We start from the raw sequence: 17,837 nt of genomic DNA on the forward strand, positions 1-17,837 counted from the left end.
ATCGGCCGGCTCGTCGTCATCGGCGCCGGCCTGATCGGCGGCTCCTTTGCGCTGGCGCTGAAGCAGGCCGGCGTGGTGGCGCGCGTGGCCGGCCTCGGGCGCGATCCGCAGGCGATGGCGCGTGCGCTCGAGTTGGGCATCGTCGACGAGGTTTGCGCGACGGTGGAAGAGGCGATGCGCGGCGCCGACATGGTGCTGCTGGCCGCGCCGGTCGCCCAGACGGGGCCGATCCTGGCGTCGCTCCTGCCTTGGCTGGAGCCGGAGACCATCGTCACCGACGCCGGCAGTACCAAGTGCGACGTGGTGGCAAACGCACGTGCCGCATTGGGGATGCGCATCGCGCAGTTCGTTCCCGGTCACCCGATCGCCGGTAGCGAGTCGAACGGCCCCGATGCGGCAATGGCCGGCCTTTACCGCGGCAAGAAGACCGTGCTGACGCCGCTGCCCGAGAATGATCCTGCTGCTGTCGAGCGCGTGGCAAACGCCTGGCGCACGTGCGGCGCGATCATCCACACCTTGTCGCCCGAGGACCACGACCGCGTGTTCGCCGCCGTCAGCCATCTGCCGCATTTGCTGGCTTACGCGCTGGTGGACGACATCGCCGCCAAGCCCCATGCGGACCTGCTGTTCCAGTACGCCGCCAGCGGCTTCCGCGACTTCACCCGCATCGCCGGCTCCTCGCCCGAGATGTGGCGCGACATCAGCCTCGCCAACCGGGCCGCCTTGCTCACCGAGCTCGATGCATATCTGGCACAATTAACGACATTGCGCGCGCGGCTCGCCGCCGCCGACGGGCCCGCGCTCGAGACCGTGTACGCGAACGCGCAGCGCGCGCGCCGTGCCTGGCAGGAAGCGATCGAAGCCGGTTCGCCGCCACCGCCGCCCAATCAGGATATCGAATGACACAATCCAAACACTACCCCCAGCACATCGACCTCGAACCCGTGATCCACGTCGAGGGCGCGGTGCGCCTGCCCGGCTCCAAGAGCATCTCGAACCGCACCCTGCTGCTGGCCGCGCTGTCCGAAGGGACGACCACGATCCACGACCTGCTGGCTTCCGACGACACCATGGTGATGCTGGGCGCGCTGCGCTCGCTCGGCATCAAGTGGGACGAGGTCGACGAGCGCACGGTGGTCGTGCACGGCAATGGCGGCGTGCTGCCGAACCATGAGGCCGACCTCTTCATGGGCAATGCCGGCACCGCGATCCGTCCGCTCACCGCCGCGCTGGCCGTGATCGGCGGCGACTACACGCTGCACGGCGTCTCGCGCATGCACGAGCGCCCGATCGGCGACCTGGTCGACGCGCTGAACGAAGTCGGCGCCCAGATCGACTACACGGGCGAGCAGGGCTTCCCGCCGCTGCGCATCCGCCGCGGCCACATCCACGCGAATCGCATCGCGGTGCGCGGCAATGTGTCGAGCCAGTTTTTGACCGCGCTGCTGATGTCGGCGCCGTTGATGGCGACCACCCACGCCGTTTCCATCGACGTGGTCGGCGAGCTGATTTCGAAGCCCTATATCGAGATCACCCTGAACCTGATGCGCCGCTTCGGCGTGACGGTCGAGCAGAACGGCTGGTCCTCGTTCACCGTGCAGCCGGGCCAGCGCTATGCGTCGCCGGGCAGCATCCACGTCGAGGGCGACGCCTCGTCGGCGTCCTACTTCCTGGCGGCCGGCGCGATCGCCGGTGGACCGGTGCGGGTCGAGGGCGTGGGCGAGCACAGCATCCAGGGCGACGTGCGCTTCGCCGACGCGCTCGAACGCATGGGCGCCATCGTGACGCGCGGCGAGAACTGGATCGAGGCGCGTTCGAGCGGGGTGCTGAAGGCCATCGACGCGGACTTCAACCATATCCCGGATGCGGCCATGACCATCGCCGTGGCCGCGCTGTACGCGGATGGCCCGAGCACCTTGCGCAACATCGCCAGCTGGCGCGTGAAGGAAACCGACCGCCTGGCCGCCATGGCGACCGAATTGCGCAAGGTCGGCGCCGAGGTGGAGGAGGGCGCGGACTACATCCGTATCACGCCGCCGGAACAGTTGAAACCGGCTACCATCGACACCTATGACGACCACCGGATGGCGATGTGCTTCTCGCTGGCCTCGCTCGACGGCAAGGCGCGGCGCGGCAACGCGATGCGGATCAACGATCCGAAGTGCGTCGCCAAGACCTTCCCCGAATACTTCGAGGCCTTCGCAGGCATCGCCAAGAACGAATTGTTTTGAACCTATGCCGAACAATCCCATCCCCGTCATCGCCATCGACGGCCCGACCGCCTCCGGCAAGGGCACCGTCGCCGCCAAGGTCGCCGAGCGCCTCGGCTTCCACCTGCTCGACTCGGGCGCCCTGTACCGCCTGACCGCGCTGCAGGCCCTGCGCCGCGACGTCGAGCTGCGTGACGAGCACGGCATCGCCAAGCTGGCCGAGCACCTGCCGGCGCGCTTCGTGGGCGGCGATATTTTCCTGAACAACGAAAACGTCACCGGCGCGATCCGCGCGGAAGAGGTTGGCAACATGGCATCGAAGATCGCCGCGCTGCCGACCGTGCGCCAGGCGCTCTACGCCCTGCAACTAGGCTTTCGCGAGACCCCCGGCCTGGTGGCCGACGGGCGCGATATGGGCACCGTGATCTTTCCCGGCGCGAAACTAAAAGTGTTCTTGACCGCAAGTGTGGAAGCCCGTGCCGGACGCCGGTATAAGCAATTGATTGACAAAGGATTTTCTGCTAATATGGACGATCTGCTGAAGGATTTGAAGGAACGAGACGAGCGCGACACCAAGCGCACGATCGCTCCCCTGGTCCCGGCGGAGGATGCGCACTTGCTGGATACCTCGGAAATGTCGGCTGCGGAAGCGGTTGAGCAGGTGCTGGCGTGGTATGCGCATGCTTGAGTTTTGAAGGGTAGCCATACCTTCGCGAATCGTCTTCACTGCCACTGGCAGTGAAGACTTCCGGCGCAGGCCGGAATCCAAGTTCGATGCGCCGCCGTCGGCTCGAGTCATCGCCACGGTGGCTGCGCTGACAAACTTGGGTCCCGGCCTTCGCCGGGACGACGTGCAGGGGGGAGGTGGTCCAAATGACACATCGACTGCGCGACGTCCTTGTAGGGGCCTGCAACGGCAATTCCGCCCGCGCAGGTGTGTTTCAACCTAACCCCAGTTCAGTCCGCACCAATGACGGCCTGCTGGGCTAACCTGAGTAATATCCTTTATGTCTACTGCAACCAATCAAGATACCGGTATGGAAAGCTTTGCCGCCCTGTTCGAGGAATCGCTGTCGCGTCAAGACATGCGTTCGGGCGAAGTCATTTCGGCTGAAGTCGTGCGCCTGGATCACAACTTCGTGATCGTCAACGCCGGCCTGAAGTCGGAAGCTTTCATTCCTGTCGACGAATTCAAGAATGACCAGGGCGAACTGGAAGTCCAGATCGGTGACTTCGTGTCCGTGGCCATCGAATCGCTGGAAAACGGTTTCGGCGATACCATCCTGTCGCGCGACAAGGCCAAGCGTCTGGCTTCGTGGCTGGCACTGGAAAAAGCAATGGAGTCGGGCGAGATCGTCACCGGCACCGTGAACGGCAAAGTCAAGGGCGGCCTGACCGTCCTGACCAACGGCATCCGTGCCTTCCTGCCGGGTTCGCTGGTCGACACTCGTCCGGTCAAGGACACCACCCCGTTCGAAGGCAAGACCCTGGAATTCAAGGTCATCAAGCTGGACCGCAAGCGTAACAACGTCGTCCTGTCGCGTCGCGCCGTCATCGAAGCATCGATGGGCGAAGAGCGCGCCAAGCTGATGGAAACCCTGAAAGAAGGCACCGTGGTCACCGGCGTCGTCAAGAACATCACCGACTACGGCGCGTTCGTCGACCTGGGCGGCATCGACGGCCTGCTGCACATCACCGACCTGGCATGGCGTCGCGTGCGTCACCCGTCGGAAGTCCTGTCGGTTGGCCAGGAAATCACCGCTAAAGTCCTGAAATACGATCAAGAGAAGAACCGTGTTTCGCTGGGCGTGAAGCAGCTGGGCGACGATCCGTGGACCGGTCTGTCGCGTCGTTACCCGCAAGGCACCCGCCTGTTCGGTAAAGTCACCAACCTGACCGACTACGGCGCGTTCGTCGAAGTGGAACAAGGCATCGAAGGCCTGGTCCACGTGTCGGAAATGGACTGGACCAACAAGAACGTGGCCCCGAACAAAGTCGTGCAGCTGGGCGACGAAGTCGAAGTCATGGTCCTGGAAATCGACGAAGAGCGTCGCCGTATCTCGCTGGGCATGAAGCAGTGCAAGGCGAACCCATGGGACGACTTCGGCATGACCCACAAGAAGGGCGACAAGGTCAAGGGTTCGATCAAGTCGATCACCGACTTCGGCGTGTTCATCGGCCTGCCGGGCAACATCGACGGCCTGGTGCACCTGTCGGACCTGTCCTGGACCGAAGCCGGCGAAGAAGCCGTGCGTCGCTTCAAGAAGGGCGACGAGCTGGAAGCCGTGGTCCTGGCCATCGACGTCGAGCGCGAGCGTGTCTCGCTGGGCGTCAAGCAGCTGGAAGGCGACCCGTTCAACAACTTCGCTTCGCTGAACGACAAGGGCACCCTGGTCACCGGCACCGTGAAGTCGGTTGAGCCGAAAGGCGCCGTGATCGCGCTGAACGAAGAAGTCGAAGGCTACCTGCGCGCTTCGGAAATCTCGCGCGACCGCGTGGAAGACGCCGGCACCCACCTGAAAGTGGGCGACAAGGTCGAAGCCCTGGTCATCAACATCGATCGCAAGGCTCGCAGCATCCAGCTGTCGATCAAGGCGAAAGACAGCGCTGACACCCAGGAAGCGATGAACAAGCTGGCTTCGGACAACAGCGCTGCTTCGGGCACCACCAGCCTGGGCGCACTGCTGAAGGCCAAGTTCGACAACAAGGGTTAATCTCCTTTTCGAGGCGACCAGATGACCAAGTCCGAGCTGATCAACCGCCTGGCTGAACGTTATTCCCAGCTGGTGGCGAAAGATGCCGAGTTCGCTGTCAAGACCATCCTGGACGCGATGACGAATGCCCTGGCAACGGGGCAACGCATCGAGATCCGCGGTTTCGGCAGCTTCGCGCTGAACAGCCGGCCACCTCGCATCGGCCGCAATCCGAAGTCCGGCGACAAGGTGATGGTGCCCGAAAAACGGGTGCCGCACTTCAAGCCGGGCAAACAGTTGCGCGAGCGGGTGGATGCGATGGTTGGGCAACCGATTATCGAAGACTGAAGTCGTCTGCCGCGTGCGGAAAAAAACGGCGTCCTCTTGGGGATGCCGTTTTTTTTCGTGGGTTGGTGGTGCGCACGCTAACTTGGTCCCGGCCTCCGCCGGGAGTCATGGGCGCCAGTGGCGCGCATGACGGTCTTGAGGCTGTAGGTAAACCCAAACAGCGTCGTTCCGGCGAAGGCCGGAACCCAAGTCCGTCGCCCACCACCAGCTCATCCTTACCCCTGCACCCCAACCCTTTTGCCTATATCATGTTGGATATGCGACACTTCGCCTTTGTGTATTCACCCACCGGGCACTGCTGATGAAATTTGTTTCGACCATCGCCGGCTTCATCGTCTTCGTCCTGTTCTTCGGCTTCGCCCTGAAGAACACCCAGGAAGTCGACCTGCACTTCTTCCTCAATTACGAGCTGCGCGGCCCCTTGGTGCTGATGCTGCTGGCCTTTTTCGTGGCCGGCGCCGCCCTCGGCATCCTGGCGCTGACCCCGACCGTGTTCCGCCAGCGCCGCCAGACCTCGCAGCACAAAAACACCATCCAGGCCCTGCAGAGCGCCGCCGGCACCGGCAGCGCCCAGCCGACGCCGGACGCCGTGAACCCGGCGCGCTGAAGCCGCGCCACAACAGAACAAGAACACATGGAATTCGAAATCTGGATGCTGCTCGGCATCCCCTTTTTCTTTGGCCTGGGCTGGATCGCCGCCCGCGTCGACATCAATGAACTGGTCTCCGAATCGCGCTCGCTGCCGCGCGGCTATTTTAAGGGCCTGAACCACCTGCTCAACGACCAGCCGGACAAGGCGATCGACGCCTTCATCGAGATCCTGAAGCTCGACCCCGAATCGGCCGACATGCATTTTGCCCTCGGCAACCTGTTCCGCCGCCGCGGCGAGACCGAGCGCGCCATCCGCGTCCACCAGAACCTGTTGGCGCGTCCCGACCTGCCGGGCGAACAAAAGGCCCACGCTAGGTACGAGCTCGGCATGGACTACCTGAAGGCGGGCCTGCTCGACCGCGCCGAGGAGGCCTTCAACCTGCTGGTCGACACCACCTACGCCGTGCAGTCGCGCAAGGCGCTGCTGGAAATCTACCAGCGCGAAAAGGAATGGCGCCGCGCCATCGACGTGGCCGTGGGCCTGCAGGAATCCGGCGCCGGTGCGCGCCAGAAGGAAATTGCCCAGTTCTATTGCGAATTGGCCCAGGACGCCCTGGTGCACCTGCAGCCGAGCGACGCCATGGCCCTGCTGGACAAGGCCCTGCAGGCCGATCGCTCCAGCGTGCGCGCCACCATCCTGTATGGCGACGCACAACTGGCCCAGGGCGATACCGAAGCGGCATTGCTCACCTGGCGCCGCGTCGAGCAGCAGAGCGTGCCGCACGTGGCCCTGGTGGCCGCCCGCCTGATGGACGGCTACCGCAAGGTCGGCCGGCCGCAGGAAGGCGTCAACCTGCTGCGCGCCTACCTGCTTGACGCCTCGTCGATCGACCTGATCGAGGTGGTGTTCAAGGCCGTCATCGAACTCGACGGCGTGGAAGCCGCCAAACAGCTGGTGATCGAGGAATTGCGCCGCAACCCGACCCTGCTGGGCCTGGATAAGTTGCTGGAAGCGCGGCTGATGGATGCCCCGGCCCATGTCTGGGAAGAGCTGTCGATGGTCAAGAACCTGGTGCAGCGTTATACCCAGAAGCTGGCGCGCTACCAGTGCAGCCACTGCGGCTTCAAGGCGCGCCAGTTCTACTGGCAATGCCCGGGCTGCAGCCGCTGGGAAACCTATCCGCCGCGCCGTACCGAAGAACTCAATGTGATGAACTGAGCAAGATGAGTGACCTGACCCCGAGCCGCCTGCTGGCGGCAGACAGTTTCCGCCGCGAGGCGGCCCCGGACCTCGCCAGCGTGCGCCTGCTGGTCGTCGGCGACGTCATGCTCGACCGCTACTGGTTCGGCGACGTCTCGCGCATCTCGCCGGAAGCCCCGGTGCCGGTAGTGCGCATCGCACGCCGCGAGGAACGCCTGGGCGGCGCCGCCAACGTGGCCAGGAATGCCGCCGCGCTCGGCGCCCATACGGGCCTGCTCGGCATCACCGGACGCGACGAGGCTGGCGACGAGGTCGAGAAGCTGCTGAAGGACGGCGGCATCCACAGCTACATGAAGCGCGACGAGGCGATCTCGACCATCATCAAGCTCCGTGTCATCGGCCGCCAGCAGCAGATGGTGCGGATCGATTTCGAGGATGCGCCGACCGAGCACGTGCTGGTGGAGAAGCTCGACCAGTTCAAGGCCCTGCTGCCGGACTACGACGTGGTGATCCTGTCCGACTACAACAAGGGCGCGCTGGTCAACGTGGCCGAGATGGTCAGGGCGGCGCGCGCGGCCGGCAAGATCGTGCTGGTCGACCCGAAGGGCGACGATTTCTCGCCCTACACCGGCGCCAGCATCCTGACCCCGAACCGCTCGGAACTGCAGCGCGTGGTCGGCGGCTGGAAGACCGAGGAGCAACTCACCGAAAAGGCCCAGCGCCTGCGCGCCGAACTCGGCCTGATGGCCCTGCTGGTGACGCGCTCGGAAGAGGGCATGAGCCTGTACAGCGAAAAGGAAGTGCTGCACGTGCATGCCGACGCGCGCGAGGTGTTCGACGTCTCGGGCGCGGGCGATACCGTGATCGCCACCCTGGCCGCGATGCTGGGCGCGGGCGCGCCGCTGGACGAAGCGCTGGCCACTGCCAACCGCGCCGGCGGCATCGTGGTCGGCAAACTAGGGACGGCGACCGTCACCCGCGAGGAACTCTTCCCCGCTTGAGTTTGCTCAAACCCGGACCGTCAACGGCGTCCGGGGATCTCCGTTAGGGCAAGGATGGCCGGCGCTCGCTGGCCATCGTCCTCAACAACACGGAGAGCAATCACATGATCAAGAAACTGGTATTCGCTGTTGCCGCGCTGCTCGCCTCGACCGGCATCGCCTTCGCCCAGGTGGACGTCAACAAGGCCGACGCGGCCGCGCTGGACGGCGTCAAGGGCGTGGGCCCGAGCATGTCGAAGATGATCCTGGAAGAGCGCGCCAAGAGCGAGTTCAAGGACTGGGGCGACTTCCAGGACCGTATCAAGGGCATGAAGGGCAAGAAGGCGATGAAGCTGTCGGAGGCGGGGCTGGTGGTCAACGGCAAGCCGATGGACGCGAGCATGGCCAAGCCGGCGAAGGAGAAGACGGCGGCCAAGACCAAGCCAGCCGAGCAAAAAGCAGCAATGTAATCTGAAGCAGCAGCCCGCGGCAACGCGGGTTGTGTTTTCCGCAGCCGTTTTTCGTTGCAGGCTGCATACGCCGACTGCGGTCCATAGACTCAAAACCGGCAATTCGTTTCCTATCTGGAATACACTGGCACATTGTCATTCCAACAGGTGGGTCGACGGTGAAGCGGGATGGAGCGGCGGCGCTGCTGCGCAAAGAGCTGGAGCATCGCGAAGATGTACGTTTTGGCCGCTTGGTCGGCAAGCGCAGGCCTGTCAGGGCCGCGACCGTCAGCCTTGTACTGCTGGCGGGCATCATGGCGGCAGCGGTGCTGGCTTGGAGCTTGGTCCACGCGCGCGCGCTCGAACTGGCGCGTGCCCGGATCGCGGCGACCAACACGGTGCTGACCTTGGCCAACCAAGCCAACTCATCCTTCAATGTGGCCGACACGGTCCTGGTGTCGCTGGTCGACAAGATCGAGGTGGAAGGCTGGTCCGAACTGAATGTCGATCGCCTGCGCACCCTGATGGCCAAGCAGATGGAGCACCTGCCGGCCTTGCAGGGACTCTTCGTCTACGACGAGACCGGGCGCTGGATCGCCACGTCCGCCGGCCGCAGCTACGAGGGCCGCAACAATGCGGACCGCACGTATTTCCAGTATCACAAGCATGCGCGCGACCGGGGTGTGCACATCGGCAGCCCAATCGTCGGCCGCACCAGCGGAGTGTGGGTGGTGCCGGTATCGCGCCGGATCGAGCATCCTGACGGCCGCTTCGCCGGCGTCGCCCTGGCGACCATCAAGATCGATTTCTATCGCAGCATCTATTCCAGCCTCGAGCTGGGACCCGGCGGGCAGGTCATGATGACGCTGAACGACGGCAGCTTGCTGCTGCGTTCGCCTTTCGACGCGCGCGAACTCGGGAGCAATATCGCATCTACCCCGTCCTTCTTCCTACAGGCAAAACACGACTTCGCGACGCGCACCGTCGAAGCCGTGATCGATGGCAAGACGCACATCTTGAGCCATGCGCGCATCGGCGCCTATCCGGTCGGAATCACCCTGCTGCAAGACCAGAAGGCCGTGCTGGCCGGCTGGCGCCACTCGGCCATGTTCGCCTGCCTGGCGCTGCTGCTCCTGATCGCCGGCCTGCTGTTGCTCGGCCGCCGAGTAGTGCGTCAGCTGGACGTGCGCGAGCAGCTGGAGGGCGAGTTGCTGTCGACTAAGGCACACCTCGAGACAGCCAACACGGCGCTGTCGACCATGGCTTACATCGACGGTTTGACGGACCTGTTCAATCGCCGCTATTACGAACTGGCGCTGCAGCGCGAGGTTGGACGGGCCAGCCGCAACGGCACGCCCTTCGCCGTCCTGATGCTGGACATCGACTACTTCAAGCACTACAACGACCGCTACGGCCACCAGGCCGGTGACGCTGCCCTGGTGGCCGTGGCGCAAGCGATCCAGCGCGGCCTGCGCCGCAGCGGCGACCTTGCAGCGCGCTACGGCGGCGAGGAGTTCGTGGTGATCCTGCCGGATACCGACCTCGCCGGGGCGCGCGAAGTCGCGGAGACCATCCGTGTGTCGGTGCAGGCGCGCGCTCTCCCGCATGCCGATTCACCGCTCGGCGTGGTCACGGTCAGCATCGGCATGCATGCCACGATTCCGCACGATGCCGAAGACGGCGCTAACGTGGTCGGACAGGCCGATGCAGCACTGTATCGAGCCAAGACGGCCGGCAGGAACTGCGCTGCCACCTGATTTCGAGTCATGTATTGACTGACACGAGACAAGCCGCGTGCGAAGATGCGCTTGTCATCCGCCCTTCATAAACCAGAAAGGTATTCATGCCTCACACCCGCGTTTCCTCTTCCCTCCTGGCCACCTTGCTCGCCGTCGCCGCAGGCAGCGCAACCGCCGCCACGCCGGTTACTGACAAGGCCCCTGACATCACCCGCCAGCAGCCGCAAATCAAGAAAATCCTCGCCGAAATCTCGCCCAAGCGCATCGAAGGCTATGTCGCCAAGCTGGTCAGCTTCGGCACCCGCCACACGATGTCGGAAACCGAATCCGACACCCGCGGCATCGGCGCCGCGCGGCGCTGGATCAAGGCCGAGATGGAGCGTTGTGGGGCCGGCACGAATCTGCAAGTGGCCTTCGACAGCCACATCGCCCCGGTCTCGGCGCGTATTTCGCGCCCGACCGAGATCGTCAACGTGGTCGCGACCCTCCCGGGCAGCCAGGAAGCCTCGAAGGACCGCATCTACGTCACCAGCGGCCACTACGACTCGCGGGTCTCCGACGTGATGAACTACACCGCCGACGCCCCCGGCGCCAACGACGACGCCTCCGGCACCGCGGCCGTGATGGAACTGGCATGCGTGATGTCGAAGTACAAGTTCGACGCGACCCTGGTCTTCATGACCGTGGCCGCCGAGGAGCAGGGCCTGCTGGGCGCGCGCCACTGGGCGACCCAGGCGCGTGAGAAGAAGCTGAACATCGCCGGCATGTTCACCAACGACATCATCGGCAGCTCGCGCGCCGACAACGGCAAGGTCGACAACAAGCAGGTGCGCCTGTTCGCCCAGAGCATCCCGGCCACCAAGGAAATGAGCGATGCGATCCGCACCCTGGTGCAGACCGGCGGCGAGAACGATTCGATCTCGCGCCAGCTGGCCCGCCACACCAAGGAGCAGGGCGAGCGCTACCAGAAGGACTTCAAGGTGTCCGTGATCCAGCGCCACGACCGCTACCTGCGCGGCGGCGACCACATGCCTTTCCTGGAGCAGGGCTACGCCGCGCTGCGCTTCACCGAGCCGGCCGAGGATTTCTCGCACCAGCACCAGGACCTGCGCACCGAAAACGGCAAGGTCTACGGCGACCTGATCGAGTTCAATGATTACGACTACATCGCCAAGGTGACGCGCGTGAACGCGGCGGCGCTGGCTTCGCTGGCGCTGGCGCCGGGCGCGCCGCAAGGGGTGAAACTGCGTACCGACAAGCTGACCAACGATTCGACCCTGGTGTGGCAGGCCAATCCGGAACCGGACGTCGCCGGCTACCGCGTGGTCTGGCGCGAGACCACCGCCGCCAACTGGCAGGGCGCGAAGTGGGTCGGCAACGTGGGCGAGGCGACGATCGACCTGTCGAAGGACAATGTGTTCTTCGGCGTGCAGGCGGTGGACAAGGACGGCAACGTCAGCCCGGCAAGCTACCCGATGCCGCAGCGCTGATCGGCAGAACGGAGGGGCCGGCTTCGTCCCGGAGCCGGTCCCGTACGCCACCTTGCGGACCGGATTAGAATAGCGGTTTAGGAAATCGCGAAAGAGCAAGGAATGGCTTACAAGACCATCGAAGACACGATCGGTAATACGCCGCTGGTGCAGCTGCAAAGGCTGGCTGGCGCGGACGCCGCCGCCCGCAACAACATCATCCTCGGCAAGCTCGAGGGCAACAATCCGGCCGGGTCGGTGAAGGACCGCGCCGCCATGTCGATGCTGCGCGGCGCCGAGCAGCGCGGCCAGATCAAGCCGGGCGACACCCTGATCGAGGCGACCAGCGGCAATACCGGCATCGCGCTGGCGATGGCGGCGGCGATCCGCGGCTACAAGATGGTGCTCCTGATGCCGGACAATCTCTCGGTCGAGCGCCGCCAGAGCATGGCCGCCTATGGCGCCCAGATCATCCTGACCCCGAAGTCGGGCGGCATGGAATACGCGCGCGACATGGCCGAGCAGATGCAGAAGGACGGCCAGGGCATCATCCTCGACCAGTTCGCCAATGGCGACAACCCGCGCGCCCACTATGAAACCACCGGTCCGGAAATCTGGCGCGACACCGAAGGCCGCGTCACCCATTTTGTCAGCGCAATGGGCACCACCGGCACCATCATGGGCGTGTCGCGCTATCTGAAGGAACAGAACGAGGCGATCCGCATCGTCGGCGCCCAGCCGGAAGAGGGCTCCTCGATTCCCGGCATCCGCAAGTGGCCGGAAGCCTACCTGCCGAAGATCTATGAAAAAGCGCGCGTGGACCAGGTCGAGGCGGTGAGCCAGGCCGCGGCCGAGCAGATGGCGCGCCGGCTGGCGGCGGAAGAGGGTATCTTCTGCGGCATCTCGGCGGCCGGCGCCTGCGAAGTGGCGCTGCGCATCTCGCAGACCGTGGAGAACGCGACCATCGTGTTCGTGGTGTGCGACCGGGGCGACCGCTACCTGTCGACCGGGGTATTCCCGGCTTGACACGGTCTTGCGTCTGATTTGCGCAACGTGTGGGAGTTGACGCAAATCAACTTGAGCTACACTGTAGATACGGAACACTCCCTCGCTTTACCTGCAAGGGGTGCCGTTGCGGCCGCTTCCGGATATCCGGCGGCGGATCCCGATCACGATCTCATTGCGCGCAGCCATGCTCAACCTGGACCACAAGCCCAGCGCCACGTCCGACCGGCGCACGGTCCTGGTCATCGACGACCAGCCCATCAACCTGCGCACCGTCTACCAGACGCTGTCCCCGGACCATGAAGTCCTGATGGCCACCGGCGGCGAGGAGGGCATCGCCGCCTGCCTCCGGCATCGGCCGGACCTGGTGCTGCTCGACCTGGTCATGCCCGGAATGGGCGGCATCGAGGTGGCGCGCCGCCTCAAGGCCGATCCGGCGCTCGAAGCGATCCCACTGATCTTCGTCACCGCCAGCACCGACAGCGACGAGGAATCGGACTGCTGGGAGGCCGGGGCGGTCGATTTCGTCACCAAGCCCTTCAATCCGATGACCCTGCGGCGCCGGGTCCAGGTCCATCTTGCGCTCAAGCGCCAGGCCGACATGCTGCAGCGGATGGCCTACATCGACGGCCTGACCGAGATTCCGAACCGGCGCTATTTCAACGAGCGCATGGCCGCCGAGACGGCGCGCGCCCGGCGCGAGGGCGCGCCGATGGTGCTGATGCTGGCCGACGTCGATTACTTCAAGCGCTACAACGACCGCTATGGCCACCAGGCCGGCGACGCCTGCCTGCAAGGGGTTGCGGCTGCATTCCGGCGCGCGCTGCAGCGTCCCAACGATTTCGTGGCGCGCTACGGCGGCGAGGAGTTCGCGCTGCTGGCGCCCGGCGCCGGACCGGCCGCGGCCGAGGCGCTCGCCGCCGCGGTGCGGCGCGAGGTGCATGCGCTGGCCCTGGCTCACGACGCTTCCGACGCGGCGCCCATCGTCACCGTCAGCATCGGCGTCGTGTGCGTTGACGGCGTCGCGTCCTTCGACGTGGACGAGCTGTTGCGGCGCGCCGACGAGCAGCTGTACCGGGCCAAGGAGGCAGGCCGCGACCGCGCCTGTATCGAAGCGCCATGAGTGCCAGGCTGCGCCACCTGTCGGCACTCGTGATCGCCGTCGCCGGCGTTGCACTCAGTATCGCCGCCGCCCAGTACCAGCAGCGCGACAACCGGCAGGTGCTGGAAAGGCGACTGCAACGCCTGCTCGATCATGCCTCGGAGGGCGTCGGGGCGCGCATCCAGGGGTACCGCAACGTCCTGCGCGGGATGCGCGGCCTGCTGCTGGTGGCCGGGCCCGACCGGACCACCCCGGCGCAACTGTCGCGCTATCTCGCCAACATCGACGTGGAGCATGAATTTCCGGGCGCGCGCGGCTTCGGCTTCGCACGCCGGGTCGCGCCCGCGGCCGAGGCGGCCTATGTGGCGCGCCAACGCCTGGTGCATGGAAAGTTCGCCCTGCGCCAGGTGGCGCCGAACCAGGACGAGCGCTATGTGATCCAACTGTTCGAATCGATCGGCGGCAACGAGTCGGCGCTGGGTCTCGACCTGGCTTCCGAGCCCAAGCGCAGGCGCGCGGCGCTGGATGCGATGCGCAGTGGCGCCGCCCGCCTGACCGCGCCGATCACGCTGGTATTTCCGGGCTCGTCCGCCGGTCAGGCCTTCCTGCTGATGCTGCCGGTGTACGACAAGGATGTGATTCCGCCACCGCCTGAACGCGAGACGCATCTGATCGGCTGGACCTACGCGCCGCTGCAGGTCGACACCATCCTGCGCGGCCTGGTCGACCCGAACGAGCAGGCCACGCTCGGACTGGAAGACGTCAGCGGCGGCGCGGTCGATGTCGTGCTGCCGCCAGCGGCGGGGGACGAGCTGCGGGCGCGCGCCCACATCGACGTGTTCGGGCGCCGCTGGCGCCTGACCCTGTCCGCAGGCGAGGCGTTCGTGGCGCAGCAGGGCCTGACGCAGCCGTCGACCGTGCTGGCGGCCGGGCTGGCCGCCAGCGCAGCACTGTCGGCGCTCGCCATGCTGGCCGCCGCCGGACGGCGCCGCAAGCACGAGCTGCGCGATGGGCGCGCCCGGCTGGCCGCCATCGTCGACAGCTCGATCGACGCAATCATCGGCAAGGACTTGGGCGGGCGTATCACCAGCTGGAATCGCGGCGCCGAGAATCTGTTCGGCTACAGCCCGCAGGAAGCGGTCGGTCGCACCGCCGCCGAATTGCTGGTGCCAGCCGACCGCCTTGGCGAGGAAAGCCGCATGCTGGCCTGGCTGGCCGACGGTGCTGCCGTGGCCGATCTGGAAACGCGGCGCCGGCACAAGGATGGGCACCTGATCGACGTCTGGCTGGCGGTGTCGCCGGTACGCGATGCCAAGGGCGCCGTCGGTGGCCTGGCCGTCACGATGCGCGATATCACCGGGCGCAAGGCCGCTGAGGAAGAGGTGCGGGCAGCCAACGCGCGTCTGGAGGATACCGTCGCCAGCCGCACGGCGCAGCTGCGCCAGCTCAACGCGCTGCTCCGCGGCGTGCTCGACGCCGCCACCGGCGTCGCCATCGTCGCGACCGGCGCCGATGGCTTGATTACGGTGTTCAACCGCGGCGCCGAGCTGATGCTCGGCTATCCGGCGCAGGAGATGGTCGGCCGCGCCACGCCGATGCTGTTTCACGACGCCGAGGAAGTGGCGGGGCGTGCCGCCGAGCTCAGCGCCGCGCAGGGCGGGCCGGTGGCCGGTTTCGACACCTTCGTCTCCGTGCCGGCGCGCGACGGCGCCGAAACGCGCGAATGGACCTACGTGCGGCGCGATGGCGGCCGCATCGCGGTGTCGCTGATCGTCAGCGCGATTAAGGGCGCCGATGGCGCCATCGACGGCTACCTCGGGGTGGCGGTGGATGTCACGGCGCGCAAGGAGCTGCTGGCTTCGCTGAGGCAAGCGAAGGAGCAGGCCGACGCGGCCAGCGACGCCAAGTCCACCTTCCTGGCCAACATGAGCCACGAAATCAGGACGCCGCTCAACGCGGTGCTGGGCATGCTGCAACTGCTGCAGATGACACGGCTCGACGCGCGCCAGCAGGATTACACCGACAAGGCCGGACAGGCAGCGCGAGCCCTGCTTCAGCTGCTCAACGACGTGCTCGATTATTCGAAGATCGAGGCCGGCAAGCTTCAGCTCGATCCGCATCCCTTCGAACTCGACGGACTGATGCGCGACCTGGGCACGATCCTGTCGGGGAACCAGGGCGGCAAGCCGGTCGAGCTGCTGTTCGACATGGACCCGCGCCTGCCGGACTGCGTGGTTGGGGACCGCCTGCGCCTGCAGCAGGTCCTGATCAACCTGGCCGGCAATGCTCTCAAGTTCACCGAGCGTGGCAGTGTTCGGGTGGGCATCGAGCTTCTCGCACAGGATGCCGGTGCGGCGCGGATCCGGGTCGCGGTGCGCGACACCGGCATAGGAATCGAACCGCGCCAGCGCGAGCGCATCTTCGAGGGATTTACCCAGGCTGAAGCGTCGATCTCGCGCCGCTTCGGCGGCACTGGCCTGGGCCTGGTCATCTGCCAACGCCTGCTGGCGCAGATGGGGGCCGAACTCCGGCTCGACAGCGAGCCCGGCGCCGGCAGCTGCTTCTGGTTCGACCTCGAATTCGGACTGGCCCCAGCGCTGCCCGCCGCGGCGCCGGCGGCGTTGCGGGTACTCGTGGTGGACGATCATCCCGAAGCGGGCGAGGCGCTCGAGCGCATGGTGCGCGGACTCGGCTGGGAGGCCGTACTGTGCGCAAGCGGGGTGCAGGCACTGACGCTGCTAGGGGAGCCGGCCTGTTGCTTCGACGTCGTCCTGCTCGACTGGCGCATGCCCGGACTCGACGGCCTCGAAACTGCCCATTGCATCCGGCGCGCCTGCGTGCAAGCGCCGATCGTGCTGATGGTGACGGCTGCCGGACGAGAGATGTTGCTGGAAGCGCAGGGCAACGACGCCGATGCCCCGTTCTCCGGTGTCCTGACCAAACCAGTGACGCCGCGCCTGATCAGCGAGGCGGTGGCGCGCGCCCTGGTCGGGCCAAGGCCGGAAACAGTGGCGCCGCAGCGCACCCAGCGCCTTGCCGGCATGCGTATCCTGGTCGTGGAAGACAACGTGCTGAACCGCCAGGTCGCACGCGAGTTGCTCGAACGCGAAGGGGCGCAGGTGGCGGTCGCCGTCGACGGGCGCCAGGGCGTCGACCACCTGCTGGGTGTGGCCACGTTGCCCGACGCCGTGCTGATGGACATGCAGATGCCGGGCATGGATGGCCTGGAGGCGACGCGCCTGATCCGGCGCTCCCTCTGCGCCTCGCTGCCGATCATCGCCATGACAGCGAATGCGGGTCCGGGTGATCGCGCGCGTTGCCTTGAGGCCGGCATGAATGAACACCTGGGCAAGCCGATTGACCTGGAAGCGCTGGTGCAGGTCCTGCGGCCGGGCGCCGGCGCGGCGGCGGCACCGCCGCGCGTTGCAGCCGGACCGATCGGTGCAGTGCTGGCGCGCTTCGGCAACGATGCCGCCGTTTACCTGCGCAGTCTCGATGCTTTCTTTCCCGAAGCCGACGGGCTGCTGGCGCGGGTCCGCGCCGCGCTCGCAGGCGAGGAACGCACCGAGGCCGCTGCTGCCGTTCACAGCCTCAAAGGCGCCGCCGCCACTGTCGGCGCCGCCGCCCTGGCTATCGCGCTGGCCGACGTGCAGCGCGGCCTGAAAGAAGGCTGTGCCGGGCCGGAATTGCTGGCGCTGCTCGAGGGCTGGACCCCCGCCGCGGTGCGCGAGACGTGCGCCGCCCTGCGCGCCGCCGCCGCCCCTTTCCTGCCGACCGAAACGTCCGCCGCGCCTGGCGCCGAGGTCGACCTCGCGGTGCTGGATGGGCTGCTGGCGGACGGCAACCTGCGCGCGCTCGACCTTGCTGAGGAGATCGCGGCCGGAGCCAAGCCCGGATCGAGCCAAGCCATGCTGGCCGAACAGATCGGCAACTGCGACTTCGCAGGCGCGCGCGCGACCCTGGCGCGCCTGCGCGCGGCTGCGTCCTGCGAGCAGGACAGCCGGACGATGCAGGTGTAAACGCGACAAGCCATCCTGGCGGATGGCTTGT

At 66.2% G+C, this 17,837-nt stretch carries 14 protein-coding genes; all 14 read left to right on the forward strand.

What is annotated here, in order from left to right:
- Complete coding sequence (locus LQ564_RS21085; protein ID WP_231060236.1) at nt 1-903, forward strand: prephenate dehydrogenase; 903 nt, start codon at nt 1-3, stop codon at nt 901-903.
- Nucleotides 900-2,231, forward strand: coding sequence for a 3-phosphoshikimate 1-carboxyvinyltransferase (gene aroA / locus LQ564_RS21090; protein ID WP_231060078.1), 1,332 nt, complete (start codon nt 900-902; stop codon nt 2,229-2,231). The genes LQ564_RS21085 and aroA overlap by 4 nt, the downstream gene beginning before the upstream one ends.
- Before the next feature lie 4 nt (nt 2,232-2,235).
- On the forward strand, nt 2,236-2,898 hold the full coding sequence (gene cmk / locus LQ564_RS21095) for a (d)CMP kinase (RefSeq protein WP_231060079.1): 663 nt from the start codon (nt 2,236-2,238) through the stop codon (nt 2,896-2,898).
- Nucleotides 2,899-3,217: 319 nt separating this feature from the next.
- Nucleotides 3,218-4,924 carry a 30S ribosomal protein S1 gene (rpsA, locus tag LQ564_RS21100; RefSeq protein WP_269143627.1) on the forward strand — a complete coding sequence of 569 codons (1,707 nt, stop codon included), beginning with the start codon at nt 3,218-3,220 and terminating at the stop codon, nt 4,922-4,924.
- Between the two features lie 21 nt (nt 4,925-4,945).
- A complete protein-coding gene (locus tag LQ564_RS21105; RefSeq protein ID WP_027864826.1) occupies nt 4,946-5,251 on the forward strand; it encodes an integration host factor subunit beta in 306 nt (101 codons plus the stop codon).
- A gap of 301 nt (nt 5,252-5,552) precedes the next feature.
- Nucleotides 5,553-5,858, forward strand: coding sequence for a LapA family protein (locus LQ564_RS21110; RefSeq protein ID WP_231060081.1), 306 nt, complete (start codon nt 5,553-5,555; stop codon nt 5,856-5,858).
- Nucleotides 5,859-5,885: 27 nt separating this feature from the next.
- On the forward strand, nt 5,886-7,061 hold the full coding sequence (lapB, locus tag LQ564_RS21115) for a lipopolysaccharide assembly protein LapB (RefSeq protein ID WP_231060082.1): 1,176 nt from the start codon (nt 5,886-5,888) through the stop codon (nt 7,059-7,061).
- A 5-nt stretch (nt 7,062-7,066) separates the two neighbouring features.
- Nucleotides 7,067-8,044 (forward strand): D-glycero-beta-D-manno-heptose-7-phosphate kinase, encoded by a 978-nt coding sequence (gene rfaE1, locus LQ564_RS21120; protein ID WP_269143628.1) that lies wholly within the window; start codon nt 7,067-7,069, stop codon nt 8,042-8,044.
- A 104-nt stretch (nt 8,045-8,148) separates the two neighbouring features.
- Nucleotides 8,149-8,493, forward strand: a complete 345-nt coding sequence (locus LQ564_RS21125) for a ComEA family DNA-binding protein (protein WP_231060083.1) — start codon at nt 8,149-8,151, stop codon at nt 8,491-8,493.
- Between the two features lie 158 nt (nt 8,494-8,651).
- Nucleotides 8,652-10,229 carry a diguanylate cyclase gene (locus tag LQ564_RS21130; RefSeq protein ID WP_231060084.1) on the forward strand — a complete coding sequence of 526 codons (1,578 nt, stop codon included), beginning with the start codon at nt 8,652-8,654 and terminating at the stop codon, nt 10,227-10,229.
- Between the two features lie 86 nt (nt 10,230-10,315).
- On the forward strand, nt 10,316-11,701 hold the full coding sequence (locus LQ564_RS21135) for a M28 family peptidase (RefSeq protein WP_231060085.1): 1,386 nt from the start codon (nt 10,316-10,318) through the stop codon (nt 11,699-11,701).
- A gap of 102 nt (nt 11,702-11,803) precedes the next feature.
- Nucleotides 11,804-12,706 carry a cysteine synthase CysM gene (gene cysM, locus LQ564_RS21140; RefSeq protein WP_231060086.1) on the forward strand — a complete coding sequence of 301 codons (903 nt, stop codon included), beginning with the start codon at nt 11,804-11,806 and terminating at the stop codon, nt 12,704-12,706.
- 166 nt (nt 12,707-12,872) lie between these two features.
- The gene (locus LQ564_RS21145; protein ID WP_231060087.1) at nt 12,873-13,808 is read left to right on the forward strand and encodes a GGDEF domain-containing response regulator; all 936 of its coding nucleotides are present in this window, start codon (nt 12,873-12,875) and stop codon (nt 13,806-13,808) included.
- On the forward strand, nt 13,805-17,806 hold the full coding sequence (locus tag LQ564_RS21150) for a CHASE domain-containing hybrid sensor histidine kinase/response regulator (protein WP_231060088.1): 4,002 nt from the start codon (nt 13,805-13,807) through the stop codon (nt 17,804-17,806). Before LQ564_RS21145 ends, LQ564_RS21150 begins: the two co-directional genes overlap by 4 nt.
- The last annotated feature ends 31 nt before the right edge of the window (nt 17,807-17,837 follow it).

Origin of the sequence: Massilia phyllostachyos (genome assembly GCF_021044825.1) — a bacterium.
GTDB classification, from domain to species: domain Bacteria; phylum Pseudomonadota; class Gammaproteobacteria; order Burkholderiales; family Burkholderiaceae_D; genus Telluria; species Telluria phyllostachyos.

Bases quoted from the DNA above. Each gene is read 5' to 3' on its own strand.
- lapB (WP_231060082.1), top strand. From the start codon at position 5,886: ATGGAATTCGAAATCTGGATGCTGCTCGGCATCCCCTTTTTCTTTGGC.
- rpsA (WP_269143627.1), top strand. From the start codon at position 3,218: ATGTCTACTGCAACCAATCAAGATACCGGTATGGAAAGCTTTGCCGCC.
- LQ564_RS21135 (WP_231060085.1), top strand. From the start codon at position 10,316: ATGCCTCACACCCGCGTTTCCTCTTCCCTCCTGGCCACCTTGCTCGCC.
- LQ564_RS21105 (WP_027864826.1), top strand. From the start codon at position 4,946: ATGACCAAGTCCGAGCTGATCAACCGCCTGGCTGAACGTTATTCCCAG.
- aroA (WP_231060078.1), top strand. From the start codon at position 900: ATGACACAATCCAAACACTACCCCCAGCACATCGACCTCGAACCCGTG.
- rfaE1 (WP_269143628.1), top strand. From the start codon at position 7,067: ATGAGTGACCTGACCCCGAGCCGCCTGCTGGCGGCAGACAGTTTCCGC.
- cmk (WP_231060079.1), top strand. From the start codon at position 2,236: ATGCCGAACAATCCCATCCCCGTCATCGCCATCGACGGCCCGACCGCC.
- LQ564_RS21110 (WP_231060081.1), top strand. From the start codon at position 5,553: ATGAAATTTGTTTCGACCATCGCCGGCTTCATCGTCTTCGTCCTGTTC.
- LQ564_RS21150 (WP_231060088.1), top strand. From the start codon at position 13,805: ATGAGTGCCAGGCTGCGCCACCTGTCGGCACTCGTGATCGCCGTCGCC.
- cysM (WP_231060086.1), top strand. From the start codon at position 11,804: ATGGCTTACAAGACCATCGAAGACACGATCGGTAATACGCCGCTGGTG.
- LQ564_RS21145 (WP_231060087.1), top strand. From the start codon at position 12,873: ATGCTCAACCTGGACCACAAGCCCAGCGCCACGTCCGACCGGCGCACG.
- LQ564_RS21125 (WP_231060083.1), top strand. From the start codon at position 8,149: ATGATCAAGAAACTGGTATTCGCTGTTGCCGCGCTGCTCGCCTCGACC.